At 69.4% G+C, this 25,868-nt stretch carries 18 protein-coding genes; 9 read left to right on the plus strand and 9 right to left on the minus strand.

Annotated elements, in window-relative coordinates; all coding sequences use genetic code 11:
- Positions 1 to 31: 31 nt before the first annotated feature.
- The 4 genes from ACGF7Y_RS28635 (at position 32) to ACGF7Y_RS28650 (ending at position 4,242) form a co-directional block, all read left to right on the plus strand.
- Positions 32 to 673 (plus strand): TetR/AcrR family transcriptional regulator, encoded by a 642-nt coding sequence (locus tag ACGF7Y_RS28635; protein ID WP_393238973.1) that lies wholly within the window; start codon positions 32 to 34, stop codon positions 671 to 673.
- A 433-nt stretch (positions 674 to 1,106) separates the two neighbouring features.
- The gene (locus ACGF7Y_RS28640) at positions 1,107 to 3,095 is read left to right on the plus strand and encodes a hypothetical protein (RefSeq protein ID WP_393238976.1); all 1,989 of its coding nucleotides are present in this window, start codon (positions 1,107 to 1,109) and stop codon (positions 3,093 to 3,095) included.
- A 629-nt stretch (positions 3,096 to 3,724) separates the two neighbouring features.
- A complete protein-coding gene (locus ACGF7Y_RS28645; protein WP_393238979.1) occupies positions 3,725 to 3,895 on the plus strand; it encodes a hypothetical protein in 171 nt (56 codons plus the stop codon).
- 11 nt (positions 3,896 to 3,906) lie between these two features.
- A complete protein-coding gene (locus tag ACGF7Y_RS28650; protein ID WP_393238982.1) occupies positions 3,907 to 4,242 on the plus strand; it encodes a hypothetical protein in 336 nt (111 codons plus the stop codon).
- Between the two features lie 131 nt (positions 4,243 to 4,373).
- Here ACGF7Y_RS28650 and ACGF7Y_RS28655 read toward each other — a convergent pair whose 3' ends face one another.
- Positions 4,374 to 5,351, minus strand: coding sequence for an ADP-ribosylglycohydrolase family protein (locus ACGF7Y_RS28655; RefSeq protein WP_393238984.1), 978 nt, complete (start codon positions 5,349 to 5,351; stop codon positions 4,374 to 4,376).
- Positions 5,352 to 5,592: 241 nt separating this feature from the next.
- Here ACGF7Y_RS28655 and ACGF7Y_RS28660 point away from each other — a divergent pair, with 241 nt between their 5' ends.
- Entirely contained in the window at positions 5,593 to 5,784 is a 192-nt protein-coding gene (locus tag ACGF7Y_RS28660) for a hypothetical protein (protein WP_393238987.1), read from the plus strand.
- Positions 5,785 to 5,945: 161 nt separating this feature from the next.
- Here ACGF7Y_RS28660 and ACGF7Y_RS28665 read toward each other — a convergent pair whose 3' ends face one another.
- The 6 genes from ACGF7Y_RS28665 to ACGF7Y_RS28690 form a co-directional block, all read right to left on the minus strand.
- Positions 5,946 to 9,752, minus strand: a complete 3,807-nt coding sequence (locus ACGF7Y_RS28665; protein WP_393238990.1) for a multifunctional oxoglutarate decarboxylase/oxoglutarate dehydrogenase thiamine pyrophosphate-binding subunit/dihydrolipoyllysine-residue succinyltransferase subunit — start codon at positions 9,750 to 9,752, stop codon at positions 5,946 to 5,948.
- A gap of 106 nt (positions 9,753 to 9,858) precedes the next feature.
- Positions 9,859 to 13,686 carry an ABC transporter ATP-binding protein gene (locus ACGF7Y_RS28670; protein ID WP_393238993.1) on the minus strand — a complete coding sequence of 1,276 codons (3,828 nt, stop codon included), beginning with the start codon at positions 13,684 to 13,686 and terminating at the stop codon, positions 9,859 to 9,861.
- Positions 13,687 to 13,736: 50 nt separating this feature from the next.
- Positions 13,737 to 14,519 (minus strand): ABC transporter permease, encoded by a 783-nt coding sequence (locus ACGF7Y_RS28675; RefSeq protein WP_393238996.1) that lies wholly within the window; start codon positions 14,517 to 14,519, stop codon positions 13,737 to 13,739.
- Positions 14,516 to 15,505, minus strand: coding sequence for an ABC transporter ATP-binding protein (locus ACGF7Y_RS28680; RefSeq protein WP_393238999.1), 990 nt, complete (start codon positions 15,503 to 15,505; stop codon positions 14,516 to 14,518). Before ACGF7Y_RS28680 ends, ACGF7Y_RS28675 begins: the two co-directional genes overlap by 4 nt.
- Complete coding sequence (locus tag ACGF7Y_RS28685; protein ID WP_393239002.1) at positions 15,502 to 16,227, minus strand: hypothetical protein; 726 nt, start codon at positions 16,225 to 16,227, stop codon at positions 15,502 to 15,504. Before ACGF7Y_RS28685 ends, ACGF7Y_RS28680 begins: the two co-directional genes overlap by 4 nt.
- A gap of 148 nt (positions 16,228 to 16,375) precedes the next feature.
- Positions 16,376 to 17,401, minus strand: a complete 1,026-nt coding sequence (locus ACGF7Y_RS28690; protein ID WP_393239005.1) for a glutathione S-transferase family protein — start codon at positions 17,399 to 17,401, stop codon at positions 16,376 to 16,378.
- 38 nt (positions 17,402 to 17,439) lie between these two features.
- Here ACGF7Y_RS28690 and ACGF7Y_RS28695 point away from each other — a divergent pair, with 38 nt between their 5' ends.
- Entirely contained in the window at positions 17,440 to 18,234 is a 795-nt protein-coding gene (locus tag ACGF7Y_RS28695) for an enoyl-CoA hydratase/isomerase family protein (RefSeq protein WP_393239008.1), read from the plus strand.
- A 92-nt stretch (positions 18,235 to 18,326) separates the two neighbouring features.
- A complete protein-coding gene (locus tag ACGF7Y_RS28700; RefSeq protein ID WP_393239010.1) occupies positions 18,327 to 19,574 on the plus strand; it encodes a class I adenylate-forming enzyme family protein in 1,248 nt (415 codons plus the stop codon).
- 7 nt (positions 19,575 to 19,581) lie between these two features.
- Here ACGF7Y_RS28700 and ACGF7Y_RS28705 read toward each other — a convergent pair whose 3' ends face one another.
- Positions 19,582 to 20,328, minus strand: coding sequence for a tyrosine-protein phosphatase (locus ACGF7Y_RS28705; protein WP_393239013.1), 747 nt, complete (start codon positions 20,326 to 20,328; stop codon positions 19,582 to 19,584).
- A gap of 416 nt (positions 20,329 to 20,744) precedes the next feature.
- Between ACGF7Y_RS28705 and ACGF7Y_RS28710 the strand changes: the two genes are divergently transcribed.
- Positions 20,745 to 21,227 (plus strand): TetR family transcriptional regulator, encoded by a 483-nt coding sequence (locus ACGF7Y_RS28710; RefSeq protein ID WP_393239016.1) that lies wholly within the window; start codon positions 20,745 to 20,747, stop codon positions 21,225 to 21,227.
- A 43-nt stretch (positions 21,228 to 21,270) separates the two neighbouring features.
- Positions 21,271 to 22,449, plus strand: coding sequence for an amino acid deaminase/aldolase (locus tag ACGF7Y_RS28715; RefSeq protein WP_393239019.1), 1,179 nt, complete (start codon positions 21,271 to 21,273; stop codon positions 22,447 to 22,449).
- On the opposite strand, the gene ACGF7Y_RS28720 is transcribed toward ACGF7Y_RS28715, so the two are convergent.
- Positions 22,419 to 25,796 (minus strand): AAA domain-containing protein, encoded by a 3,378-nt coding sequence (locus tag ACGF7Y_RS28720; RefSeq protein WP_393239304.1) that lies wholly within the window; start codon positions 25,794 to 25,796, stop codon positions 22,419 to 22,421. The genes ACGF7Y_RS28715 and ACGF7Y_RS28720 overlap by 31 nt on opposite strands.
- Positions 25,797 to 25,868 lie beyond the last annotated feature (72 nt).

Genomic DNA, 25,868 nt, shown 5'->3' on the forward strand with positions numbered 1-25,868 from the left:
GTCAACAGTGTATTGACTTCCGTTCAGTAGGATGTTCCGGGTGACCAGAACTCAGGGAGATGCCCCCAAGCGCACGCGGCTCAGCCCCGACGAGCGCCGCGAGCAGCTGATCACCCTGGGCGCCAAGATGCTCGGCGAGCGTTCCATCGACGACATCTCCGTCAGCGAGATCGCCGCCCAGGCCGGCATCTCCCGCGGGCTGTTGTTCCACTACTTCCCGACCAAGCAGGATTTCCAGCTTGCGATCGTGCGACACGCCAACGCCGAACTGCTCGAGCGCGTAATCCCGGACCGCTCGCTCGGCCTGTTCGAGATGCTGCGCGACTCCATCGAGCGCTACATCGAGTACGTCACCGAGAACCGCACCTCATACCTCGCGCTCCTGCGCGGCCCCACCAGCGTCAGCCCCGAGCTGGCCCCGCTGGTCGACCAGACCCGCGACGCCATCATCGGCATCATCCTCGCCGAGACGCCGGTGCCGATCGCCGAAGGCGACCACCCCCGGCTCATGCTCGCCATGCGCGGCTGGATCGCGTTCGTCGAGGAATCCACGCTGACGTGGTTGCGGTCCGAACCTGTCACCCGCGAAGAGTTGGTCGATCTGCTGGTCGAGTCGTTGATCGCCATAGCGTTTTCGGTGGACCCCGCTCTAGCTGCGGCGCTGCGGGGCTGAGAATTATCTGTGTCGGACTACGACCGGTGGCCGTTCGCCTCGGGCAGGGGGTGCCGATACTCCGTGGATCCGCCGAGGCTCCCGCGTCGATCTGCCGACGACTGTGCCGTTGATTCGGCGGGCACAGGATCATGCGGCCCCCCGGCCATCCTCCGGTGAGGGACGCACAACGGACGGTCGAGACCCCGCGGTTTCGCTGACAGGCAGTGGGTGGTTCCGTCAACTCCGCGGCGCGTAGGCCGGATTCCGGTGGCACGACGCCACGCAGGCGGTCGTCCGGCGTACGCGGTGACTGTGGCGCTGCCCACACGCCGAACTTCGTACGCCTTTGTGCTGCCAATACTGTGCTCTTACAGTGCCTTTCGATTTTGTGCCGATCACCCCGGCGCATACCGTTGTGTCGTCCATGGTGTGACGGCGATGGAGGCCGCCGATGTTGGTCATCAACGAACGAACGACGGCACCGCGATCCGAACAGCGTGTGCTGAGCTGGATGCGGACCTGGACCGGCCAGTACGTCATTGTGGGGCTGGCGATCTCGGGGTGTTACCTACCCGACCGCGATCACAAGGGCGAGGCCCGGGAAGCCGATCTGGTGGTGATCACGCCCAGGGCCGCGGTCGTGATCGACGTACAGGACACCGTGCCGGAAGCCACGGCGGGCGTCCTCTCGGTGCAGGCCAACGGCCGCTGGCGACTGTCCGGCTTCGCGGGCGACCCGATCCAGCCGCGCCACGACGACAGCAGCCCGTTCGACCGGGTGACGAGCAACGTCGTCAACCTGCGGGCGCTGGTCCGTAAGCAGCACGGCGACGCCTCTGTCGACGGCCTGATCGTCGTAGTGCCACCCCAGGACTCGGCCCTCACGCTGAACATCGAGTCACGCAGGCGCGGTTGCGCGGTGGTGCTCGGAGCCGGGCAAGCCGACCTGCGCGCCTGGTTCCACCGCACCGCGAGCCGCGAACTCATCTGGACCGCCGAACGCACGCACGCCCTGCTCACCGACTTGAACCTGGGCGACCAGGTCACCGTCGACGACCTGGCGGCGGACGGGTTCCCGCTGGAGCGGAAGTTGCGGGCCGGGACGCTGGCGGCGCTGGACAGTGTCACGCGAAAGACTCCCGAGCTCGAGGGCAGGATGTCCGCCGAAGGTTCCGACACCGACGACGTATCGGCTGATTCGGCCGCACCGCCGGTGGATGGCGTGCCCGAGCCGTCGAACGCGGTTCCGCATGCAGCGCGGCTCACCGCATCGACGGGAGCCGCCGAAATCTCTGACGAGACAGACGATGTCGACCTTCGGGTCTCGGAGACCGATCAGTCGACCGCGTCGCCGTCTACGCCGAAACAGACCGACGCCACGGAACCCGATACCGGGGAGCGCGAGGGGTCGGAGCCCGCGCTGCCGACGCGGTCCGGTGCGGAAGGCGCACCGCAAGTCGATCGGTCGCTGTCGGAGGCTCGGCGGCCGGTGGAGCATACCGCTGTTACGGACGGCAACCAGGACGTATCCGCGTCCGAGTCGCATCCCCCGCAGGTGCCCGTTGCCGGGGTGGTGCAGATGCAACCTACCGAGGCGGATCCTTTCGCACCGGAATTCCTCGTGCCGGAGCCTCCGCCGATGCCCGCGTCGTCGGACACGACAGCTCATTCGTATGCCCACGAAGAAGAACGCCGGTCGGCATCCTCTCGCGCGGATGCGCGGCAGCTCGAGCCCGGTGTGCCAGAAGATGATCATCCGGAGCCGCCTCGCTTCGAAGGCCGACTCACGGCGAAGTCCGCACAGGAAGATGTCGCCGAGCCGAATTCCTATGTGACGGAGCGCTTCGCCACCGGATACGTGGCGTCGATACGCCCCGCCGCCGCTGAGTCCTCCACGCCGGAACGAACCGAACCCTCGCCCGCCGACCAGGATTTCGATCCGGCTGCGCAATCGTCGCCCGCACCGTCGTCGTTCACGGACAGTTGGTCGTCGTGGATCGAACCCGCTCCCGACCGGCCGCTGAGCCCACCTCCGGCGCAGGCACCTCAGCCCAGTCGGCCCACAGCGTGGTCCACACCCGCCCCCGAACCGCAGCCATTGCGCCGCTCTGTACCGACCGCTGTGCTCGAGCGTCCACGCGTCGCGGTTCGCGACCAGATAACCGCACTGTCCGCGCGCGTCTCCGGCCGCACCTCCGAAAAATCCGAACCACGTGGCCACCGCTCGCAACAGATCGCCGCGGTGGCACTGATCGCGCTGGTCATCGGGGTGATCTGGATACTGGCGGCCTCTTGCTCGACGCCGACGGGAGGCGCCGTGCGACCCACGCAAGCTCCCGTGCCGACAACCGAGGAAGTCCCGACACCGCCGACCGTCACGGAAACCCCAGGCCGCATGAACCTTCTGCCTTTGTGCACTCCGCTCACACCCAAATGCTGACTGATGCGGCCGAGCGCGTGGGGCCGATTCCGGTCGGACACCGGAGCGGGCCGACGGACATCGACGGGCGTCCGCATCATGATCGATGAGTTTCCGCTGTACCCGAAGGGTTGCTGCGTTCCAGAAGCGCCCGCGCCTTCCCCATGTGCCGAACGGGATCGGTCGAATCGGGCCAGTCGGGTGCTGTAATTCGCCTGTCTCCCAGCGGAAGCACGTTCCGTCACGGCATCGACGCAGCGGCGCCGCGATCGGTCCCGGTAGTTTCGGTGACGTCGAATCGTGTGGGAACTCGCGGTGTCCCATGGCTTCGCAAGCGTCATCCGGCCGTGCACGCGCAGTCGGCGGAAGAAGCTGTCCACCCATTCCGGCACCGATTCGGGCTCAGCGGTTCGTGTCTGGTCGAGCATGTCGAGGTCGGGCCTCAGCCCGGATGGAACCGGATGAGCGTTAGGTTCGTCCTACTGATCGACCGCATCTCGCGCCGGCAGGTGGTGAGGTGACCTCGGCCCGGTTCGATTCGAGACGGCCAGAAGAAGGAGAGTCTCGCTCGCTATGAGCCGGGCAAACCGACAACGGAACTGGGGTTCACCTCGGCATCCAACAAGCCGAGCGGCGTCAATGACGTTTTCGTGCAGAACGCCGAGGTCGAGATGCAGATCATCAGCAAGAACGGGCGAGTCTACGGTGACTACGGAACTCCCGACGAGGTGCTGTTCCCGTCGAATACAGGGTTCCTTGTGCACAACAAGTTTCGCGATCCCGCCACAGGCAGGATCATCATCCAGATGTCGGAGATCTAGGAGTGGAATCAATGACGAGAAAATTCGGAGGCAAACTTTTCTTCAGCAACGCCGATGCCGCAGCGAGAAGGCCCAGCGACGAGGAGATCGAACGCACCCGCCGACAGCTCGAGGCGTTCAACACCGAACTGCGAGCGGCGGGCCCGTCCAGCGATGGGCATGTCGGTGGGCTCGGCGGACGGTTCTCCGATGACCTGTCAGGAACCGAGTTCCAAGGCTGGACCTTGGAAGCAGGCACGTGGCGCGACGCGAACGGCGAAGTCGTCTACACGCGGGGCTCGGATGGCGGATGGTACGACACTGCAGGGAGCTTGGTGTTCGATGCACTCGGTAACCGGCCGCAATGACGGCACCGGCAGCGGAGAGTTCGAGTCACCAGATGGCGCGGAGGCTATCCAGCGCCGCGATCCGCTGAGTCGTTGCCCGAAGCCGGGCAGTGGCAACAGTATGAGGACCCCGGCGGCCACCACTGGCGTGCTCACGACGCGCCGGAGAACCATCGTCGAACGCGGCCGGACGCAGATCTGTTGCGTCGTCGCGTTCGAAGAGTCGGGTTGAACCAGCCGGGCAATGGCTCTCGCGCGGCAAGCCAGGTCTGCGGCACGCCGGCGATCGGAGCGGGTCGGCTTCCGATGCCGGTGTACGCGGCGACGATCCCGCCTACGATGGCGCTCGTGGTGTCGATATCTCCGTCCGCCGCAATACATGTGGTGATCGCGACGGGGTAGTTGTCCAGATGCGTTGCCGCGACCCACATGGTGAACGGCACCGTGTTCTGTGCGGTGACCAGGGATCCGTTGCCGAGTTCCCTTGCGGCCTCCTTCACCGAGGCTCCGAGCAGGGTGCGAGCACGGCGAATCAGTCGACTGGTCTCACCGTCGTCGAGATAGTCGAGGACGGCAGTAAGGAATTCCTCTGGCGTTGGCCGACTCCCGCTCAGGCGAGCACGAGCGGCTTGCCCGGCCGCGAGGGCGACCGCGACCGCGCCGAGGACACCTTCGGGATGCAGATGTGTCACCTGCGCCGACCGGGCCGCCTCGGTGGCGGTTCTTTCCGGATCGTCGGCGAAGAAGGCGCCCAGCGGGGCGACTCGCATGGCCGCACCGTTGCCACAGGATCCCTGATGATCGAAGGCGGCTCCGGCCGCTTCCCGCCAGTGCGTGCCGTTGCGGATTCGACGCAGGGTGTCGACCGCGAGGAAGCCGTATTCGCGGCGTGGGTCGAACCGTCGCGCGAAGGCGGCGGCAAGCCGATCCTGGTCTATCCCAGCATTACTGGAAAGGTGGGCGACCACGGTGCATGCCATCTCGGTGTCGTCGGTCCACCCCCACTGCCGGGCAGGAAGCTCTCCTGCCCGAAGATCAGGAATAGACCGGCCCATGATGGGGAATTCGGCACCCAGCGCATCCCCCACAGACAGTCCATCGAGTGAATCGAGCATCAAGTCAACGTGCATCGCGTCAGATGCTAGCCATGCCGAATCCGTCGCGCGAACGATGGCGGCGGTGGACCTCGACCGAAGAACGTCGACACCGGTCTGTCGCCAGTAGTGCCGGTCAGACGCTATGTATTGCGGTCACCCATGCACTTATGGGGCAGTCATCGGAGCTGTTACCTCTCAGACAGGTCGAAGCCGACTACAACAAAGTGCATGCCGCACGGATCGCATGGACGCTGTCGCAGATCGAGTTCACGCCGTGACCCGAGAGTTGGCCGCGCGGGCCGCTGCGCTGTTGCGCGAGCACAGCCTGAGTGGACACAAGTACGCGATCGACGCCGTTCTGGCGGCGTCGGCCCAATCGGTTCGCGGGCTGGCCACGGTGGTGACGTCAGACCCCGAGGACATGGCGTTGTTGTGCGGTCCGAAGTTCGAGATTGTGAAGGTGTGAGCGCGTTGTAGCCGTGAGCAGCGATCCGAAAAACCACGGCCGTATACTGCAGCAAGCGACGGGCTTTCTTCGACGCCCTGACCCGCCCTTCCTTACAGATGCGAAACCGGGCCGGATCGCTCAAAAGGGTAGAGCGGTCCGGCCCGGTCTCGGGTCAGGAACTAGCTGGTCGGCTCGAACGACTCCGCGATGATCTCCGCCTGTTCCACCGCGTGCACCTTGCTCGACCCCGAGGACGGGGCCGACATCGCCCGGCGGGAGATGCGGCGCAGCTTCGTGTTGGCGAAGCGGGCGGGGAGGGTTTCGGGGAGGTTGAGGCCGAAGAAGGGCCAGGCGCCCTGGTTGGCCGGTTCCTCCTGGACCCACGCCAGATCGGTGGCGTTGGGGTAGCCCTCCAGGGCCTCGTTCAGGCGGCGGACGGGCAGCGGGTAGAGCTGCTCGATGCGCACGATCGCCACGTCTTCGCGCTTCTGCTTGGCCTTTTCGGCGGCCAGCTCGTAGTAGAGCTTGCCGCTGGTGAGCAGGACGCGCTTGACCTTGCTGCGGTCGCCGATGCCCTGCTCGTAGGCGGGTTCGTCGAAGACCGAGCGGAACTTGCTCTCGGTGAAGTCCTTCAGGTCCGAGACCACGGCCTTGTTGCGCAGCATCGACTTCGGGGTGAAGACGATCAACGGGCGGCGGATGCCGTCCAGGGCGTGGCGGCGCAGCAGGTGGAAGTAGTTGGCCGGAGTCGACGGCACCGCGACGGTCATCGAGCCCTCCGCGCACAACTGCAGGAAGCGCTCGATGCGGCCGGAGGTATGGTCCGGGCCCTGGCCCTCGTGGCCGTGCGGCAGCAGCAGCACGACGTCGGAGAGCTGGCCCCACTTGGCCTCACCGGAGGAGATGAACTCGTCGATGATCGACTGGGCGCCGTTGACGAAGTCACCGAACTGCGCTTCCCACAACACCAGCGCGTTGGGGTTGCCCAGCGAGTAGCCGTATTCGAAGCCGACGGCGGCGAATTCGCTCAGCGCCGAGTCGTGCACGGCGAACCAGCCCGGGTTCTCGCTGCCGATGTTGTGCAGCGGGGTGTACTCCTCGGCGGTCTTGCGGTCGATGATCACCGCGTGCCGCTGGGTGAACGTGCCGCGGCGGGAGTCCTGACCGGTCAGGCGCACCGCGCGCCCCTCGTCGATCAGGGTGCCGAAGGCGAGCAGCTCGGCGAACGCCCAGTCGACCTTGCCCTCGTAGGCCATCTCGCGGCGCTTCTCCAGCACCGGCTTGACGCGCGGGTGCACGTTGAAGCCGTCGGGCACGTTGAGGAACGCGTCGCCGATGCGCTGCAGGATGGATTTGTCCACGGCCGTCACGACGCTCGCGGGCACCGGCTGGTCGCCTTCGACCGACTCGCTCGGCCCTGGGGAGTACTTCTCCAGCTCGCGGACCTCGTTGAACACCCGCTCCAGCTGGCCCTGGTAGTCGCGCAGCGCGTCCTCGGCCTCTTTCAGCGAGATGTCGCCGCGGCCGATCAGGCTCTCGGTGTACGCCTTGCGGACCGAGCGCTTGGTGTCGATGACGTCGTACATCCACGGCTGGGTCATCGACGGGTCGTCGCCCTCGTTGTGGCCGCGCCTGCGGTAGCAGATCATGTCGATGACGACGTCCTTGCGGAACTTCTGCCGGAAGTCGACCGCCAGGCGCGCCACCCAGTCGCACGCCTCCGGGTCGTCGCCGTTGACGTGGAAGATCGGCGCGCCGATGAACTTCGCGATGTCGGTGGAGTACTCGGTGGAGCGGCTGTTCTCCGGCGCGGTGGTGAAGCCGATCTGGTTGTTCACCACGATGTGGATGGTGCCGCCGACCCGGTAGCCGCGCAGGCCCGACAGGTTCAGCGTTTCGGCGACCACGCCCTGACCGGCGAACGCGGCGTCACCGTGCAGCATGAGCGGCACGACCGAGAAGCCCTCGGCCCCGTCACCCTTGTCCAGCAGGTCCTGCTTGGCGCGGACCAGGCCCTCCAGGACCGGATCGACCGCCTCGAGGTGCGAGGGGTTCGCGGTGAGCGAGACCTCGATCTCGTTGTCGCCGAACATCTGAAGGTAGGTGCCCTGCGCGCCGAGGTGGTACTTCACGTCGCCGGAGCCGTGCGTGGCGGCCGGGTTCATGTTGCCCTCGAACTCGGTGAAGATCTTCGAGTAGGGCTTGCCGACGATGTTGGCCAGCACGTTGAGCCGTCCGCGGTGCGGCATGCCGATGATGACCTCGTCGAGGCTGTGCTCGGCGCACTGGTCGATCACCGCGTCCATCATCGGGATGACGGCCTCGGCGCCCTCCAGCGAGAAGCGCTTCTGCCCGACGTACTTGGTCTGCAGGAAGGTCTCGAAGGCCTCCGCGGCGTTCAGCCGGTTCAGGATGTACTTCTGTTGGGCAACCGTCGGCTTCGCGTGCTTCTGCTCGACCCGCTCCTGGATCCACTGCAACTGCTCGGGTTCGAGGATATGGGTGTACTCCACACCGACGTGGCGGACGTAGGCGTCGCGCAGGACGGACAGCACGTCGCGCAGCTTCATCTGGTCCTGGCCGTGGAAACCCGCCACATTGAATGTGCGGTCCAGGTCCCACAGCGTGAGCCCGTGCTGGGTGACGTCCAGGTCCGGGTGACTGCGGAACTTCTCCTTGACCAGCCGCAGCGGATCGGTGTCGGCCATCAGATGGCCGCGGTTGCGGTAGGCCGCGATCATCTCCAGCACGCGCGCGCTCTTGTCGACGCCGCGTTCGCGGATGTCCTTGCGCCAGCGGATCGGCTCGTACGGCACGCCGAGACCGTGGAAGATCTCATCGTAGAACTCGTCGGCGATCAGCAGCCGGTGGATGGTGCGCAGGAAGTCACCGGACTCCGCGCCCTGGATGATGCGGTGGTCGTAGGTGGAGGTGAGCGTCATCAGCTTGCCGACGCCCAGATCGGCGATGCGCTCGTCGCTCATGCCCTGGAACTCGGCGGGGTACTCCATCGCGCCCGCGCCGATGATCGCGCCCTGCCCGTTCATCAGGCGAGGCACCGAATGCACGGTGCCGATGGTGCCCGGGTTGGTCAGCGAGATGGTGACGCCGGAGAAGTCCTCGGCGGTGAGCTTGCCGTCGCGGGCGCGGCGCACGATGTCCTCGTAGGCGGTGTGGAACTGCCCGAAGGTCATCGCCTCGCAGCCCTTGATGGCCGCGACCACCAGCGACCGGCTGCCGTCCTTGCCGGGCAGGTCGATGGCCAGGCCGAGGTTGGTGTGCGCGGGGGTGACCGCGTTCGGCTTCCCGTCGACCTCGGCGTAGTGCCGGTTCATGTTCGGGAAGGCCTTGACCGCCTGCACGATGGCGTAGCCGAGCAGGTGGGTGAAGGAGATCTTGCCGCCCCTGGTGCGGGCGAGGTGGTTGTTGATGACCAAGCGGTTGTCGATCATCAGCTTGGCCGGGATGGCGCGCACGCTGGTCGCGGTGGGGATGCTCAGCGAGGCGGCCATGTTCTTCGCCACCGCGGCGGCGGCGCCGCGCAGCACCTTCGACTCGTCGGCGGCGGTGTCGGCCTGCTTCGGACCGGAGGTCGGCGCGGCGTTCGACGTCGGCGCCGGGGTGGTCTGCGGGGTGCGCGCGTTCACCGCGGCCGGCTTGGCGGCGGCCGGTGCGGGCTTGGCGGCGGCCGGTGCGGGCGCTTTCGGAGCCGCGGGGGAGGCGGGCTTGGTGCCGGCGGGCTTGGCGTCGTTGCGCTTGGCGGCCGCTGGAGCCGGTGCGGGAGCGGCAGCCTGCGCGGGCGCGGGGGCGGACTGGCTGTTGCCGGAGTCGCCACTCACCTCAGGCGTGTAGTCGGCCAGGAATTCGTGCCAGCTCTCGTCGACCGAAGATGGATCTTGCTTGAACTTCTGATACATCTCATCGACTAGCCACTGGTTCTGTCCGAACTGGGAAGTTGAGCTGCTCACAGCAGGTGTTCGCCTCATTTCGTTCTTCGCGCTGCGACGTTTGTGACGTGCCCGGCACGGGGATCAGCGGATTGCGCGCCGATGCGCCCTATCTGAGGATAGGCCCAGCAGCAAATCGGCGGATTCACCGACCACCCGACACCCCCGACCCTATTGGTGATGACCCGGCGTCACTCGAGAATATTCCCTCCGACGCCCGCGCCGCTGCCCACAGCCGGGTATACGGCCCGCCCGCCGCGAGCAGCTCCGCGTGGGAGCCGATTTCCACGATTCGCCCATGATCGACGACGGCGATCCGGTCGGCGCGCGCGGCCGTGCCGAGCCGGTGCGCCACGAGCACCGTGGTGCGGTCCCGGCTCAGTGACCGGCTCGCTGCCAGCACCGATGCCTCGGCGTCCGGGTCGAGTGTCGCGGTGGCCTCGTCGAGCAGCAGCAAGTCCGGAGCGACCAGTTCGGCGCGGGCGAGGGCGATCAGCTGCCGCTGCCCGGCCGACAGACCGCGCCCGCGCTCACCGACCGGCTGGTTCATCCCGAGCGGAAGGGCGGCGATCATCTCCGTCGCGCCCACCGCGGCGGCGGCCGCGGCGATCTCCTCGGGTGTCGCGAATGGTTTCCCGAATGCAATGTTGCTCGCCACGTCGCCGGTGAACAGGTGAGCTTCCTGGGGGACGATGCCCAGCCGAGAGCGGTACTGTGCGAGGCGGTAGTCGCGGACGTCGACGCCGTCCACCCGGATCGCGCCCGGGGCATCCGCGACTACTCCGGTTTCGCTTTTCGGTGCGGCGGCCGCAGGTTCTGCGTCACCGGCGGAACCGGAGTCCGGGGGCAGGTCGTACAGCCGTGCCAGCAGCTTGACGACGGTCGACTTGCCCGCCCCCGTCGGCCCGACCAGGGCCAGGGTGGAGCCCGCCGGAATGTGCAGCGAGACGCCGTCCAGCGCGGGAACGCGACTGCCCGCGTAGTGGAAGCGGACGTCGTCGAACATCACCTCACCGCGCAGCCCGCCGTCGATGGGCGCCGGGTCGGCCGAATCGGCGGCGATCGAGGAGGGCGTGCGCAGCAGGTCCCCGATCCGGCGCACGCCGACCCTGGCCTGCTGGTAGCTGTCGAAGACCTGGGACAGCTGCAGGATCGGCACGAACAGCAGCTCCAGATACAGCACGAACGCCACCAGCGTGCCCGCGCTGGCGGCGCCGGTGGCGACTTCGCGCGCCCCGAAGTACACCACCGCCGCCAAGGCCACGTCCGCCCATCCGACGACGAACGCGAAATACAGCGCGATCGCCCGCTGGGCCCGCAACCGGCTGTTGCGGTAACGCTGTGAGTACTCGGCGAATCGACGGGCGGCGCGTGGCTCGTGCCGGTTGGCCTGCACCGCGCGCAGGCCCGTCACGTTCTCCTGGAAGTCGGCGTTGACCGCCGACACATGCTCGCGCGACACGGTGTAGGCGGTGGACGACACCCGCCGGAACAGCACCGTCGCGATCGCCAGGGCGGGCACCGTCGACAGCACGGCCAGCGCCAGTGAGACGTCGATGACCAGCAGCGCGGCTGCGATGCCGACCAACGTCAGCAGGCCGATCAGGCTGGTGGCGACTCCGGTCTGCAAGAAGGTCGACAGCGCGTCGACGTCGGTGGTCATCCGCGTCATGATCCGCCCGGACAGCTCGCGCTCGTAGTAGTCGAGGCCGAGCCGTTGCAGGTGCGCGAAGCTGCGCACGCGCAGGGCGAAAAGCACCCGTTCCCCGGTGCGGGCGGTGAGCATTGTGGTGGCCGCGCCGACCGCCCAGCCCGCCGCGGCCAGGACCGTGCCGAGCAGCGTCGCGCGGACCAGCGCCCCGGCGTCGTCGCCGAGCACGCCGCCGTCGATCGCGTAGCGCACCAGCGGCGGGAAGGCGATCGCGATGATCGCGTCCGCGGCCAGCAGTGCGATCACCGTCAGTACCAACGCGCGGACCGGTCGCAGCAAGCGGGTGAGCCGGAACGCCGGATCCGGCTCGCGCAGCCGCTCCGCGTCCATGCCCGGCTGCTCGGTGGCGGGCGGGAGGAGCCCGATGGTCTTGCGCAGCTCGGGTGTCTCGCTGATGTCGGCGGCCGCGCTGCCGAAGCGGCGACCGGAGGGTCCGTCGAGCGCTCGCCCCCGGGAGACCGGCGTCGCGGCGGGGTCCGGCTCGGCAGCGACGTGCCCGGCGGGAGCGGGCAACCGGATCACGCGGTCGGCGTGGGCCAGCGTCGACTCCCGGTGCGCGAGGATCAGCGTGGTCCGTCCACCGTTGTCGGGCAGGGCATCGAAGATGGCGGCCTCGGTGACCGCGTCCACCGCGGAGGTGGCGTCGTCGAGCACCAGGATGCGCGGGCGGGCCAGCAGCGTTCTGGCCAGCGCGATCCGCTGGCGCTGGCCGCCGGAGAGGGTGAGGCCGCGCTCGCCCACCACCGTGTCGTAGCCGTCGGGCAATTCGGCGATGAAATCGTCGGCCGCGGCCTGGACGGCGGCCTGCCTGATCTCCTCGTCGGTGGCTTCCGGCCGTCCGAGCGCGATATTGGCCGCGATGGTGTCGGAGAACAAGAACGGATCGTCGAAGACGACGCCGATGGCGGCGCGCAGGTCGGCGGCGCGCACGTCGGCGATGTCGACGCCGACCGATTCGGCGGTGTGGTTCCCGGCGGGCGCGTTCGCCCGGGTGTCGGAGCAGGCGTGCGACGCAGTGGTGTCGGTGAACAGCCGGATACTGCCCGCGTCCGGCGCGTAGAACCGGGGGAGCAGCAGGGCGAGCGTGGACTTGCCCGACCCCGCCGGGCCGATGACCGCCACTGTCTCGCCGGGCCGCACGCGCAGATCCAGCTCGCGCAGCACCGGCCGGTCGGGGTCGAAACCGAAGCTGAGCGCATCGATCTCGATGCCGAGCGGTCCGTCCGGCAGTTCCACCGGGTGGTCGGGCTCGGCGATGACCGGCGCGGTGTCGATCACCTGGAACACCCGCTCGGCCGCCGCCCTGGTCAGCTGGGCCATGACGATCACAGAGGACAGGATGCGCGCGGTGCCGGTCATGACGGCGACATACGCGGCGAACGCGACGAAGGTGCCGATGCCGATGCTGCCGTGCAGCGCCAGCAGTCCGCCGAGCGCGATGACGGCGACCATGCCGATCTGCGGAATCGTCGCGACCGACGGCGCGAACCCGGCATCGATCCGCGCGGCGCGCATCCGCTCCGCGAACAGCTTGCGACCGTGCCGCTCGAGCAGATCGACCATCCGCGCTTCCTGGCCGAACCCTTTGACCACCCGCACGCCGGTGACCGTCTCCTCGACGTGCTGGGCGAGATCGGCGGCGCGCTGCTGCGCCGACCAGGTCGCCGCGTGCAGGCGCGGCCGCATGCGGTAGACCACCACGCCGATCGCGGGGACCACCAGCAGCGCGACGGCCGCCAGCGGCGGGGACAGCCAGATCATGACCGCGGCGGCCAGCCCGAACTCCAGCAGGGCCATGCCCGACAGCGGCACCATCGCGAGCAGGCCTTGGACCAACTGGAGATCGGTGATCGAGCGCGACACCACCTGCCCGGTGCGCAGCGTGTCCTGTCCGACGCCGTCCAGTCGCTGCAAGGCGCCCAGCAGTTGCACGCGCAGCGCATGCTGCACGTCCAGGGACAGCCGCCCGGCCAGCCAGCGCCGCCCGAACCCGGCCGCGGACCGGCTGACGGCCAGTATCAGGATCAGTCCGGCCACGGCGCTGATCGCCGCCGTGTCACCGATCCCCGCCGCGTCGACGGCCCGTTTCGTCAGCAGCGGCCCAGCGGTCTCGACGACAGCCCCGCCGGCCACGGCCGCCGCCAGTCCGCCCAGCACCGCGCGGTGCGGTAGGCATTCGGCCCACAGCCTGCGTATCCAGCCGGGTCTACGTCCCCCGTCCACGTCGTTCGCTCGCCCCCTTTGTCGTACCGCGTTCGTCATCGACGGTACCGACACCGGCCGACAAGCCGTTGTTCCCTACCGGCCGCGGATCACAGGTCGCGGGTGCGCAGGCTCCACCAGCTCGCGGCGCCCAGGCCGATGGTCCACAGCAACAAGACCACGACGGCGGCCGGGGTGGGGGCGAGTAGATCGCTGTCGGGGTAGGAACCCACCGCCACGGTGCCGACGGTCGCGGAGACGGGCAGCAGGGTGACCACGCCCGGGATGCCGAGGCCGCGGGCGATCAGCCAGATCAAGGGTTCGGCGAACACGATCCAGCCGAGCAGCAGCGGTACGGCTCTGGTCGAGGATTGCAGCAGGATGCCGGCGCTCGCGCCGATCAGCGACCAGCAGACCGCGGCGAGCAGCCCGCCGCCGAGCACCGCGAAGAACTCCCCGGTGACGGCGAGCTTGCCGTGTCCGACGCCGAACAGGGCCGCGACCGACACCAGCTCCACCGCTACCGCCGCCACCAGCGCACAACACCCGATGACCAGGAATTTCCCGGCGGCGAGCCGGTCGCGGTCGGCAGTGAACAGCGCGGTCACCGCCATGCTGTGGTACCGGTACTCGGCGCCGGTGCCCACCGCGCCGAAGACCGCGGCCGCGAGCACGACCAGCGCCAGCGCGACGTAGAGCCCGATCGTCGCCGCGCCGGTGGCGGGCTGGCCGCGCGGATCCGGCGGCCCGGCCAGGCTCGCCGACACGAGGCTCGCGAACAGTGCCACGGCGAGCAGCGCGGCGGCGAGCGTCCTGGCGCGCGGCATCGTGACGACCTTGCGCACCTCGGAGTTGACGTTCGGCACCAGGTCCGCGGGCAGGATGGTGATCATCGTGGGATTCCGTAGGGCGTCGGCGAGGGTGGCTGGGCGCCGGGCGCGGCGAGACCCGGGTAGTGCGGCACGGGCGCGGCGGTGGGTTTGGTCAGCGACGCGAGCACGCGGTCGGGATGGATCGGGTCGGCGACGATGCTATCGATGCGCACCTGCGCCGCGGTGGCGGCCGTGCGGATCTGCGCTTCGCTCGCTTCGGCGACGGCGAGGCGACCGTCCGGCCGGATCACCGCGTCGGTGAATCCCTGTGCCGCGAGCATGGTGGCCAGCGCGATGGGCGTGGACGCCGCGACCACCAGACGGTCCGGGTGCCCGCGCCGCAGCCGCGCCGGAGTGCCCTGGTACACCACCGTGCCCTCGTTCAGGACGACCAGTTGGTCGGCGGCGGGCAGTACGGCGCCGAGGCTCTCGCTGGTCAGCAGGACACTGCCGCCGCGGCGGGTGTGCCCGCGCAGGAAGTCGTGCAGCCAGCCGCGTTCGGCGGCGTCGAGCCCGTCCATCGGATCGTCGAGCACCAGCAGCGGAGGATCGGCGAGCAGCGCGGTGGCCAGGGCCAGCCTGGTCTGCTGCCCGATCGACAGGACGCCGGTCTTGGTCGTGGCGTGCTCGTCCAGCCCCACCAGTTCGAGTACCTCGGTCACCCGGCTGTCGGCGACGTTCGCCGCGGCGGCGTGGATCCAGAGGTGCTCTCGCGCGGTACGGGCCGGAGGCAGTCCGCGGGGCGCGAGGACGCCGCCGATCACGCTCGCGGAGCCCGTGCCGTTGCGCCGGGCACCGGGCCCGCCGACGGACGCGGTTCCGGAGGTGGGGACGACCAGTCCGAGCAGCACCCGCAGAATCGTGGTCTTGCCCGCGCCGCGCGGCCCCACCAGCGCGGCGATGGCTCCGGAGGGCACGGTGAAGCTGACGTCGGCCACGGCGGTCGCCAGTTCGTACCGCTTGGTCAATCCCTGGACCGCGAACGCGATCGGCAGCGCCCCGCTCATCGTGGCTCGGCGGGAGGTCGCGGCTCGGCCGGGTCGATCGCGGTGAACGGATCGGCGTCGATGATCAGGTGCCCGGGCCAGGTGGCCGGTGGCTTCCCGAACGCCTTGCGCGCGTTGTTGATCGTGGCCTTGCCCAGGGCGCGGTTGCCCGCGCCGCCGATCACGGCGCCGATGCCCGCGGGCAGCACCTTGCCCGCCATCAGCGCGGCGCGCTTGGTGATGAACCGGATGATGAACCGCTTCAGCAGCGAATCGTTCATGCTCGACAATCCGGGGATGCGGTTGGCGAAGGCCGAGCCCCAGTTCTTCGCGGAACTGCCCACGCTCTTCTGCACGATCTGCATGCCGCTCTCGCCGAGCACTACGGCCAACACGAGCGCCCTGCGCTGCTCCTGGTCCTCCGGCGAGATGCCGTGCACCGCGGCCACCGCCAGGGTGAACACCGCCGAGGCCTCCATGAAGAAGGTGGCCTCGGCGCTGACGGCGGCGATGGCCGCGATGGTGCCGACGCCGGGAACGGCCGCCGTCGCGCCGACCGCGCTGCCGCTGCCGGTCACCGCGAGCAGGTACTGCTTCTCCAGCCGGTCGATGATCTGCGCGGGGCTGTCATCCGGGTGGGAGCGACGAATTCGGTCCACGTACTTGGCGACCGCGGGGGCCTGCAGGCGGGACCCGGTGTCGAGCAGTTCGACCACCGTCTTCTCGAACGCGCCTTTGAGCATCGGCGGCATCCTCCTCTTCCGGTCTGCTGGGTAGAACTGTATGGCACCGGTTGCCGTCAGCTCGTCATGACAACGAAGTACCCAGCCGCATCGGTTCCACCGGCGGCTGCCTCGCTTTCGTCCGGACGGATGTCGTCCGGATCGCCCGTTACGCGGGAGTGCCGATCGCGGGCACGCGTTCGTCCGACGGCGGAGGGGATGGCGGGGTTCCGTCACCGAACGGCCTGCCGCCGAGGGCCTCCCGGCCGTGCGGGGTGAGCCAGTTCGCCAGATCAGGGCCTTTGGGAACGATCCCGGTCGGGTTGATGTCCCGGTGCACCACGTAGTAGTGCGTCTTGATCTGACCGAAGTCGATCGTGTCGCCGAACCCGGGGGTCTGGTACAGATCGCGCGCGTACGCCCACAGCACCGGCATCTCACTGAGCTTGGACCGGTTGCACTTGAAGTGCCCGTGATACACCGCGTCGAAGCGGACCAGTGTGGTGAACAGCCGGACATCGGCCTCGGTGATCGTGTCGCCGACCAGATACCGTTGCGCGGCAAGGCGTTCGGAGAGCATGTCCAGGCGGTGGAAGAGCCGGTCGTAGGCGGCCTCGTAGGAGTCCTGCGCCCCGGCGAACCCGCAGCGGTAGACGCCGTTGTTGACGTCGCGGAACACCGCGAGGTTCACCTCGTCGATCTCCGCGCGCAGCGGCTCCGGGTACAACTGCGGCGCGCCGGGCCGGTGGTGCGCGGTCCACTCGGTGGAGAAGTCGAGCGTGATCTGCGCGTAGTCGTTGGTGACGACCTGCCCGGTCGGCACGTCCACGACGGCGGGCACCGTGATACCCCGCGGATAGTCCGGGAACCGGGCCAGATAGGCGTCGCGCAGCCGAGGGATGCCGAGTACCGGGTCGACGCCGCCGGGGTCCAGATCGAAGGTCCAGCTGAGCTTGTCGTGCGTGGGCCCGCACAGTCCGAGCGAGAGTACCGGCTCGAGTCCGAGCAGCCTGCGCACGATCAGCGTTCGATTGGCCCACGGGCAGGCGCGCGCCGCGACCAGCCGGTAGCGCCCCGGCTCGACGGGGTAGCCGTCGCGGCCGTCGGCCGTGATCCTGGTGGTGATGTAGTTCGTGTCCCTCTTGAACTCCCCGGGCTCGACGTAGGAACCGCGCTCGCTGGCCGACTTGGTCACATCGACATTCTTCCAGATCGACCTCGTACGCTGACCGGATGAGTGAAACGAAGGCCACCCGGCTGGAACGAGTCCGCACCGACGGCGGCGCGGAAGTGGCGACCCTCACCCTCGCCCATCCGCCGCTCAATCTCTTCGATCGGGCGATGCTGGACGCGCTGATCGCCGATATCGCCGAGCTGTCTGCGCGGCCGCCGCGCGCCCTGCTGCTGCGCGCCGAGGGCAAGGTGGTGTCCGGCGGGGTCGACGTGCACGTTTTCGACGGCCTGACCCCGGAGCAGGGCGCCGAGTTGTGGCGCACCCTGTTCGCGCAGATCATCCACCCGCTGGAGGCACTGCCGTGCCCGGTGGTGTTCGCCGCGCACGGGTTGACGCTGACCGCCGCCTTCGAGATCGCGCTCGCCTGCGACATCCTGCTCGCTGCGCCGAAGGCCCGGTTCGGATTGGTGGAGATCGTGGTCGGGCTGACCCCGTCGATGGGCGGGCCGCAGCGCCTCGCCGAACGCGCGGGCTCCGGACGGGCCCGCGAGTTCGTGATGACCGGCGACCTCTACGACGCGGCGACGATGGCCGAGTGGGGCGTGGTCAACGCCGTGCACGAAGACCTCGACGCGGCGGCGAAAGCGCTGACCCACCGGCTGGCCGATGGCCCGACGAAGGCGAACGCGGCGACCAAGAAGATCATCGAGGCCTGGCGTTCCGGCGGTGTGGCACACGCTGATTCGGTGACGCCCGAGGTGTCGGGAGTGCTGTTCGACACCGAGGACCTGAAGGGCGGGGTGCGCAGTTTCCTCGAGCAGGGTCCGGGGAAGGCTCGCTACTCGGGGCGGTGACAGCTGGGACACGTTCATCGCCTATCGCAGCGAAGTTGTGACATGCGTCATATAGTCGCAGTGCCTGAAACCTCGAGGCACGCGGAGGACGAATGTCGCAGTTGCTCGTCGAATATCCCCTCACCGGCTCGCACGCCTGGGACAACCCGCTGGCCCGGGGCGCCGACGGGGTGCTGCGCTACGGAAACCTCACACCCGCGCTGACCGAACTGCTGGATCTGCAAGTGCACGCCTTCGGTAACCGCGAAGCCGTGGTGGAGATCGGCGGCCCGCGCCTGACCTACCGCGAGCTGTGGCTCTGTGCCTCCCGGATCGCGGGCGGCTTGCAGGAGCACGGCATCGGATACGGCGACCGCGTCGCCGTGCACATGCCCTCCGGCGCTCGCTGGGTGCAGGCATTCCTCGGCGCCTTGCTCAGCGGGGCGGTACCCGTGCTGGTTCACGATGGGTTGCCCGAGGCGGTGGCCGAGCGCGTGATCGCCGACAGCCGTGCCGATTTCGTGCTCGGCCCCAAGGGCGCCGAGCTGCCCGACGGCGCCGCCTACATCGACGACGGCGCGGCGCTGGGCGACCTGGCACTGCTGAGCTACACGAGCGGGACGTGCACGCCCAAGGGTGTTGAGCTGACCAACGAGAATCTGCTGTCGGCCGTGCGCTCGGTGGTCGCGGCGCTGGACCTGCCCACCGACGGCCTGCGCAACCTGGTGCTGCTGCCGTTGGCGCACGCCAGCGGCTGCGTCGATCAGCTGTTGCCGACCTTCGCCGTCGGCGGCACCGTGGTGCTCACCCGGGACGCCCGAGGCATGGCCGAGGCGATCGCCGCCGAGCGGATCGACATGGTCTCCGCGACGCCGCGGATCTTCGCGGGCTTGCTGCCCGAACTCGCCGAACTGCGCGCCGAAGGGCTGTGCACCGAGGGCATCGCGCGGATCAGCAAAGCCGGTCATCGCGCCGAACGCGCCGCGTCCCCGGTCGCTCCCGTCGAACTCGCGGCCGAACTGCGCGGCGTGTTCCCCGCGGCCCGGCAGTGGTCGGTGTGGGGCGCGACCGAAACCAGCGGCATCGGTCTCGCGGTGGACGACGCCGAGCAGGCGGACTCGTCCGACGCGGCCGCGGTGCTCGGGTTTCCTTTCGGCGGAACGGAATTGGCGCTGTGGGGGCCGCGGGCGACGGCGGGCCGCGGCGAATTGCTCTGTCGCGGGCCGAATGTGACCCCGCGCTACTGGAACGACCCCACCACCACGGCGGCGCGGTTCACCGGAACCTGGTTCCACACCGGCGATCAGGTGACGATCGACGCCGACGGCTTGGTACGCAGAGGGGCGGTGCCGGTCGAGTGATCGGTTCTCACTCCAGCATTCGCTCGCGCAGCCGCGTGAGCAGGTCGGGCGTCAGCCCGATGGTCGCGAGGTAACCGTTCAGGTCGCCGTGCAACTCGCGCATCGACGCGGTGGCGATGTCCAGGTACTCCTCGCGCACGCCGAGCAGGTCGATCGACAACTCCTCGCCGGCCAGCAGTTTGCCCGTCATCAGGGCGCGCAGCGCGGGGACGGCCCCGTTGCTGAGCAGGTAGTCGGCCTGGACGTCGGCCTCGGTCACGCCGACCGCGCGCAGCAGCGTGGCGACGGCCCAGCCGGTGCGGTCCTTGCCCGCCGCGCAGTGCACCAGCACGGCGCCTTCGCCGCGCAGAATGGACTCGGCGAGCGAAGCGATGGCGGCGTGCGCCTCGGGCAGCGCCGGGAACATCCGGTAGACCTCGAGCATGTGCGTGTAGGCCGTCCGCGCGGTCGCCTCGTGCGGCGGCGCCTCGGCCATTCTGGAGTCGAACGGAGTGATGGTCAGCCGGACCTCCGGGGGTAGCCGGTCGGCGCCGATGTGGTCGATCTCGCGCTGGCCGCGCAGGTCGTGGACGTCGGTGATGCTCAGTTCCCGCAGTGCGACGTGGCCCGCGTCGTCGAGACCGCTCAGCTGGGCCGAGCGCAGCAGGACACCCGGGCGAACCTTGGCGCCGTCGTGGGTGCGCAGCCCGCCGGTGTCGCGGAAGTTGAACGTGCCGGAGAGGAAGTACTGGTCGGCGGGGGGCGAGAGAGTCACCGATCCAGGCTATCGGGCACGCGGAACGAAACGGTGTCGGGAGCGGATCGAACCCCGCACGTTATGCTGACCGATTCGCGCGGTTTCACTGTGGCATTTGCCACAGGATTTGGGTCGCCGACGACTCGGACCGTACCGTTGTCAACGGTCTGCCGGGGTGTGGGTAGCGACCCAGATCCGCCGTCATAGCGGGATTTCCGGGCGGCACGGCATGATCGCGCTGCGATCCCGGTTGGGTAACAAAACATTCTTTCAGTCTGGAATTACCCATCGAACCCGTTCTCAAACCCCGAAAACGCTCTACCATTGGTGAACGTTGGACCGGGCAGCCCGAGTATTTCCCGATGTTGCCCGCCCTGTTCAGCGAGTCGCGCCAACGCAGGTGCGTGAGTTCTTTCGCCGAGAGGGAGTCGTCGTTGAGCGCACGTGGAGAAGTGATAACAGAAATCCGGCTACGCCCCGCCGTCACCGACGCGGTCGAAACGGCGGCCGCCACGCTCGACTACACGGGCCTGCGCGCGCTGCGGGTGTTGCTGCACGCGGGGGTCAGTGCCTACTGGCCGCTGGTCAAGGCCACTCCGGAGCGGCAGATCCGCTCCTATGAGATGACCTTGCAGGCGCTGCGCGCGCGGTGGGAGGACAGGACCGATTGCTTCCCGGATCCGATCGCGACGGAGTTCTATCGCGAGAAGGACGCCGAGGTCACCGCGTTCCTGAAGCTGTGTGCCGAACGGTCTGGAACGCAATGGCTGGAGCCGGTGGAGGCGATCGCCTGCAACGTCGTCTCGATCGTGCAGGGCACGGTCCTGCGCTGGCTGGCCGATTGCAACGACGAGACCATGCTGGTGGTGCTCGACGAGATGGTCAGCGGACTGGCCACCAAGGCCGCGGAGATCTGACAAATACTGGACGTTTGACCAACTTGGTGGTTGAGTTGTCCTGGTGACCGAGACGTCGCCGATCGCGGGGCTGCACGCGGCCACCGCCGAACTCGACCCGCCCCTGGCCGCCCTCGACCTGCCCACCCTGCGCGCGAACGCCGCCGACCTGGTGCGTCGCGCGGCGGGCACCCCGATCCGAGTGGCCAGTAAATCCGTACGCTGCCGCGCCGTACTCGCCGAAGTCCTCGGCACCGATCTCACCGCCGCGGGCGGCTTCGCGGGCGTCATGTCCTACTCCCTGCGCGAGGCACTCTGGCTCGTACGCCACGGTGCGCGCGATGTCCTGCTCGGCTATCCGACCGTGGACCGCGCGGCACTGGCGGAACTGGCCGCCGACGACATCGCGTCGCGATCGATCACGCTGATGATCGACGACGCGGCGCAACTCGACCTGATCCGCGCCGCCGTGGGCACCGATCGGGTACGGCCACGGGTCTGCCTTGACGTCGACGCGTCCCTGCGCATCGGCCCGCTGCACCTCGGTGTGCGTCGTTCTCCGGTCCGCACGCCGCAGCAGGCGGCCGACCTGGCGGGTGCGGCGCTGCGGCGGGGCTTCGAGGTGGCGGGCGTGATGACCTACGAGGCCCAAATCGCGGGGCTTCCCGATTCGAATGTCGCGGTGCGACTGGTGAAGCGGGCGTCCGCGGCGGAGATCCGCAAACGCCGGGCCCAGGTGCTCGACGCGGTCCGTTCGGTGACCGGTGAACTCGAGATCGTCAACAGCGGCGGCAGCGGCTCCATCGAGGTCAGCGTCGCCGATCCGGGCGTCACCGAGGTGACCGCCGGGTCCGGGCTGTACGTGCCCACGCTGTTCGACGACTACCGGGCGTTCACCCCCAGGCCCGCGCTGTATTTCGCCATGCCCGTGCTGCGCAGGCCCGCGGCCGATATCGCTACCGTCTTCGCGGGCGGCTACATCGCCTCCGGCCCGGCCGGATCGTCGCGGGTACCCAAGCCGGTGTGGCCGCGCGGATTGAAGCTGCTGGGTGCCGAGGGCGCCGGTGAGGTGCAGACCCCGCTGTCTGGCGCCGCGGAACTCCGGATCGGCGACCGGGTGTGGTTCCGGCACGCGAAGGCCGGTGAATTGTGCGAGCGGTTCGACGCCGTGCAGTTGGTCGACGAGGACGGCTCCCGGGTCGGCGTGCCGACCTACCGGGGCGAGGGCGTCTGCTTCGGCTGATCCGCGTCGGTCAGCCGCAGGAACGCACCGAGATCGGCGAGTTCATCGGTGCTCGCGGGCAGATACTCGGTGAGCAGCGGCGAGCGGATGACGATCGCCTTCCACATGGCGCGGCACAGCGCGTGGATCAAGCCGCGCGACAACAGCGACGGCATGCCGTAGGGCGCGTCGGCGGGGGAAGAGGTGGTCATGGACAGCAGCACCACCGCCGCCTCCCGGCCGCGGAAGCGATCCGGCGTGCCCACCAGGACGTCCTCGATCTTGGCGCGGGCCAGCAGGGTGCGGATGCGCCCCACCTGAGCGGCGTACGGCGCGACCACGAAGATGTCGTGCGGATGCAGCCTGCGCGTGGTCGCGCCGATCGTCCAGGACATGCCGAGCAGGGCGCGGACCCGGCGCACCACCTCGCGGGCCTCCGCCGGTGATTCGGTGGCGTTGCCGTAGTGGTCCACCAGGACGGTGTCCACGCCGGGCTGCTCGCCGTCCAGGCGACGGGCCAGCGTGACCGTCTCGTTGGCGCGCAGCCGCCCGTCGTAGTAGAGGCGGGAGACGGGTTCGCAGACCGCCGGGTGCATCCGCCAGGTGCGGTCCAGGAAGTAGCCCCGCTCGGTGGGCAAGGTCTGGCGTCCCTCGGCCAGCCAGCCGAGTACCGATTCGCCGATCGGCGCGGGATGGGCGCCGCGTGCGCCCGACGCGACCGGGTCGCCGAGCAGCAACAGATTGCGTGCGCACGCCGCGACGGAGACGGTCTCGGCCAGCGGGAAGCGGCCCGCGTCGGCCACGACGAGCAGGTCGAGGGCCGCGCGCGGCACCAGATCCTCGTTCGCGAAATCGGCCGGATCGCCGCCGAGGACGCAACCGCTGATCGCGTTGTCCAGGAATCGCGGGTAGCGGGCGGCGTCGATCACCACCCACTCCGGGGCGACCGCCGCCGCGTCCTTCTTGGCGACCAGTTCCGGCAGCACGCCCGCCCGCACAACCGCGTCGAGCAGGTTCTCCACGGTGGCGGCCTCTCGCGCGACGATGCCGATCCGCCACTTGTTCCGTGTGATCAGCCGCTCCAGCACCCGCGCGGCGGTCGCGGTCTTCCCGGTGCCCGACGGGCCCTGCACGGCGAGGTAGGAGTCGTCGAGGGCACACAGCGCGGCGGTGATCGCCACGGCGTAGTCGCCGTGCACCTCGGGCAACCTGGCCTCGCCGCGCAGCCGCGGCGGACGGCGGGCGAGGATGTCGAAGACGGCCGAGCGTGGGGCGTCCGGCAGGGTCATCAGCAACTGCTGCGCCGCGAGTTCGATCGCCAGTTCCGCGTTCTCGTCCCAGTCCGGGAGGCCGGGCGCGATCGCGGAGGGCAGATCGTCGTAGGGTTCGCAGCTCTCGGGCAGCAATTCCTCCAGCCGGACGGTGTCGTCGAATTCGGTGTCCACCGAGCAGCCGAGCACCGTCGCCGTCGCGGTGGCCCGCAGGCCCGCCCCGGTGACCATGCCGTCCGGCATCGGCTGGTCGTAGAAGGTGTAGACGGTGGTGCCCGGGGTGAGTGTGCTCGGGCCGGGTGCGCCGCTCGAACCGGTGCCGATCCGGCCGGTCAGGGTCAGGTAGCGCCGCATCGCCGGGCGGTCGGGGCGCCGATGCCACTTGGTGTCGACCGTGCCCCAGTCGGCGACCAGAACGCCGGGAGCCTCGGCCCATTCGTCCACCGGATGGCTGAGCCGGTCGGCGTGCGCCCACCACAGCGGCTGCCGCTCGCGACGGTGATAGCCGAGCGCCGCGGCCATCATCGCGGCCGGGTGCAGCGGATCGCCCTGCGCGGCGGCGTATTCCGCGAGCGCGGCCTCCAGCGACGACGGCCGGGACGACGGCGGCGGCGCGGGCTCACCGGGGACCGCGGCGCACCACGCGTCCGGCCGCCCCGGCGCCACGGCCTGCGTGACGATGCGCTGCTCGCCCGCGCGATCGAGCAGCCAATCGCGTAAGCGCAGCACCGTGTGGCAATCGTGCTCGGCGGCGGTCGAATCGGGAAGCACTCGCCGCAGCCCGCTGAGCCGGTAGGAGGACTCCCCGATGAGCAGCGCGTTACGAAGGATCGGATACAGGTCGACCAGGACGCCGTCGCACAGCAGCTCGTCGACGAGTTCTTCGTTGACGCCGTGCCGTCCGGTACAGCGCAGCAGTGCCGTGCGCACCATGGCCGAGTAGTGGTAGACGTGCAGGTCGGGATAGATCCGGCGGCGCTGGGTCAGATAGTCGAGCACCTGCTCGAGCACCCGGCGTTCCGCGGCGGCGGCAGCGCGGGGTTCGCTCGATCCGCTCGGCCCACGCAACGAGAGGTGCACCGTGTCCGGCCCGCCGACCTCCACGACGAGCGGAGTGCGCCCCCCGCCCGCGATGGTGAGCGAGAGATCGCCGGGGGAGGGCGCGGGCAGCGCCCCGAGCGCGGCCGCGTCGAGCAGCGCGTACGTGGGCTCGCCCGAAACTTCGCGCCGCAGCTGGATTTCCGCCTGGCGGCGCAGCGCGGAGACGGTGCGCGGCGGCACGCCTGGCACCGCGATCTCCGTGGTGGCCAGCCGATCGAGAGTGTTCACCCCGGCGTCGCGCAGCCGGGCGCGCGCCGCGGGCGGCATACCGGCCACGAGCAGCAGATCACGCGCGGCGGACAGGGCCCCGATGCAGGTGCGGCAGCGGCCGCAAGCGAGATAACGGGGATCGCCCCACTGCACGGGCAGCAGTTCGCCGAGCTTCTCCTCCACGATGCGTTCGACCCTGCGCCTGCGCGCCCGATGCAGCGGAAGCAGCTCGCTCAGCGCCTTGGCGCTGCTCTCCTCGCCCAGGTGCAGCCGCACCAGCGGCGCGGTGAGCGCGCCCGAGCGGTCGAGGGCCTCGGCGCAGGCGGCGAGTTCGAGTGCGGCGGCCACCCGGTCCGCGGTGGTCGGCGCGATGCCGTGCACGGTGTAGCGAACGCGGTGTTCGGCCCGCACCAGGAAGTCGGCGGAGCACTGGAACCGGCCGTCGAAGAAGGTCGCGCCGTGCACCACGTGTGCGCCCGAGCGCAAGGCGGCGACCGTGTCGGCGTGGGCGGCGGTCAGTGCCGCGACGTGGCGGGCCGGATCGCCCGGTTCGTCCGGCGGACGGTCGATCTCGACCACCGCACCGCCGAACCGTGCGCGGTAGTCGGTCAGAAGGCGTTGCCGCACATCCTCGGTTCCCCGCGCGGCCTCCTGGTTCGCCGCGGTGCTTCCTGGTTCGGCCGGGATGGTGCCCAGTTCGGCGTCGAGGGCGCGCAGCAGCGCGAACTCGCAGTGCGCCGCGCGGACGAGATCGACGGTGGTGCAGACGACACGATCACCGAACACGAACAAACGCGGCCCTCCTGTGTCTTCGCGGGACACCCGCTGCCGGCGTGCGCCGAATTACACACGGACCGC

Origin of the sequence: Nocardia sp. NPDC047654 (assembly GCF_043205035.1) — a bacterium.
Taxonomy (GTDB): domain Bacteria; phylum Actinomycetota; class Actinomycetes; order Mycobacteriales; family Mycobacteriaceae; genus Nocardia.

Coding starts and splice junctions, on each gene's coding strand:
- ACGF7Y_RS28635 (WP_393238973.1), top strand. CDS start 32: ATGTTCCGGGTGACCAGAACTCAGGGAGATGCCCCCAAGCGCACGCGG.
- ACGF7Y_RS28640 (WP_393238976.1), top strand. CDS start 1,107: ATGTTGGTCATCAACGAACGAACGACGGCACCGCGATCCGAACAGCGT.
- ACGF7Y_RS28650 (WP_393238982.1), top strand. CDS start 3,907: ATGACGAGAAAATTCGGAGGCAAACTTTTCTTCAGCAACGCCGATGCC.
- ACGF7Y_RS28655 (WP_393238984.1), bottom strand. CDS start 5,351: ATGCACGTTGACTTGATGCTCGATTCACTCGATGGACTGTCTGTGGGG.
- ACGF7Y_RS28665 (WP_393238990.1), bottom strand. CDS start 9,752: ATGAGGCGAACACCTGCTGTGAGCAGCTCAACTTCCCAGTTCGGACAG.
- ACGF7Y_RS28670 (WP_393238993.1), bottom strand. CDS start 13,686: ATGACGAACGCGGTACGACAAAGGGGGCGAGCGAACGACGTGGACGGG.
- ACGF7Y_RS28675 (WP_393238996.1), bottom strand. CDS start 14,519: ATGATCACCATCCTGCCCGCGGACCTGGTGCCGAACGTCAACTCCGAG.
- ACGF7Y_RS28680 (WP_393238999.1), bottom strand. CDS start 15,505: ATGAGCGGGGCGCTGCCGATCGCGTTCGCGGTCCAGGGATTGACCAAG.
- ACGF7Y_RS28685 (WP_393239002.1), bottom strand. CDS start 16,227: ATGCTCAAAGGCGCGTTCGAGAAGACGGTGGTCGAACTGCTCGACACC.
- ACGF7Y_RS28695 (WP_393239008.1), top strand. CDS start 17,440: ATGAGTGAAACGAAGGCCACCCGGCTGGAACGAGTCCGCACCGACGGC.
- ACGF7Y_RS28700 (WP_393239010.1), top strand. CDS start 18,327: ATGTCGCAGTTGCTCGTCGAATATCCCCTCACCGGCTCGCACGCCTGG.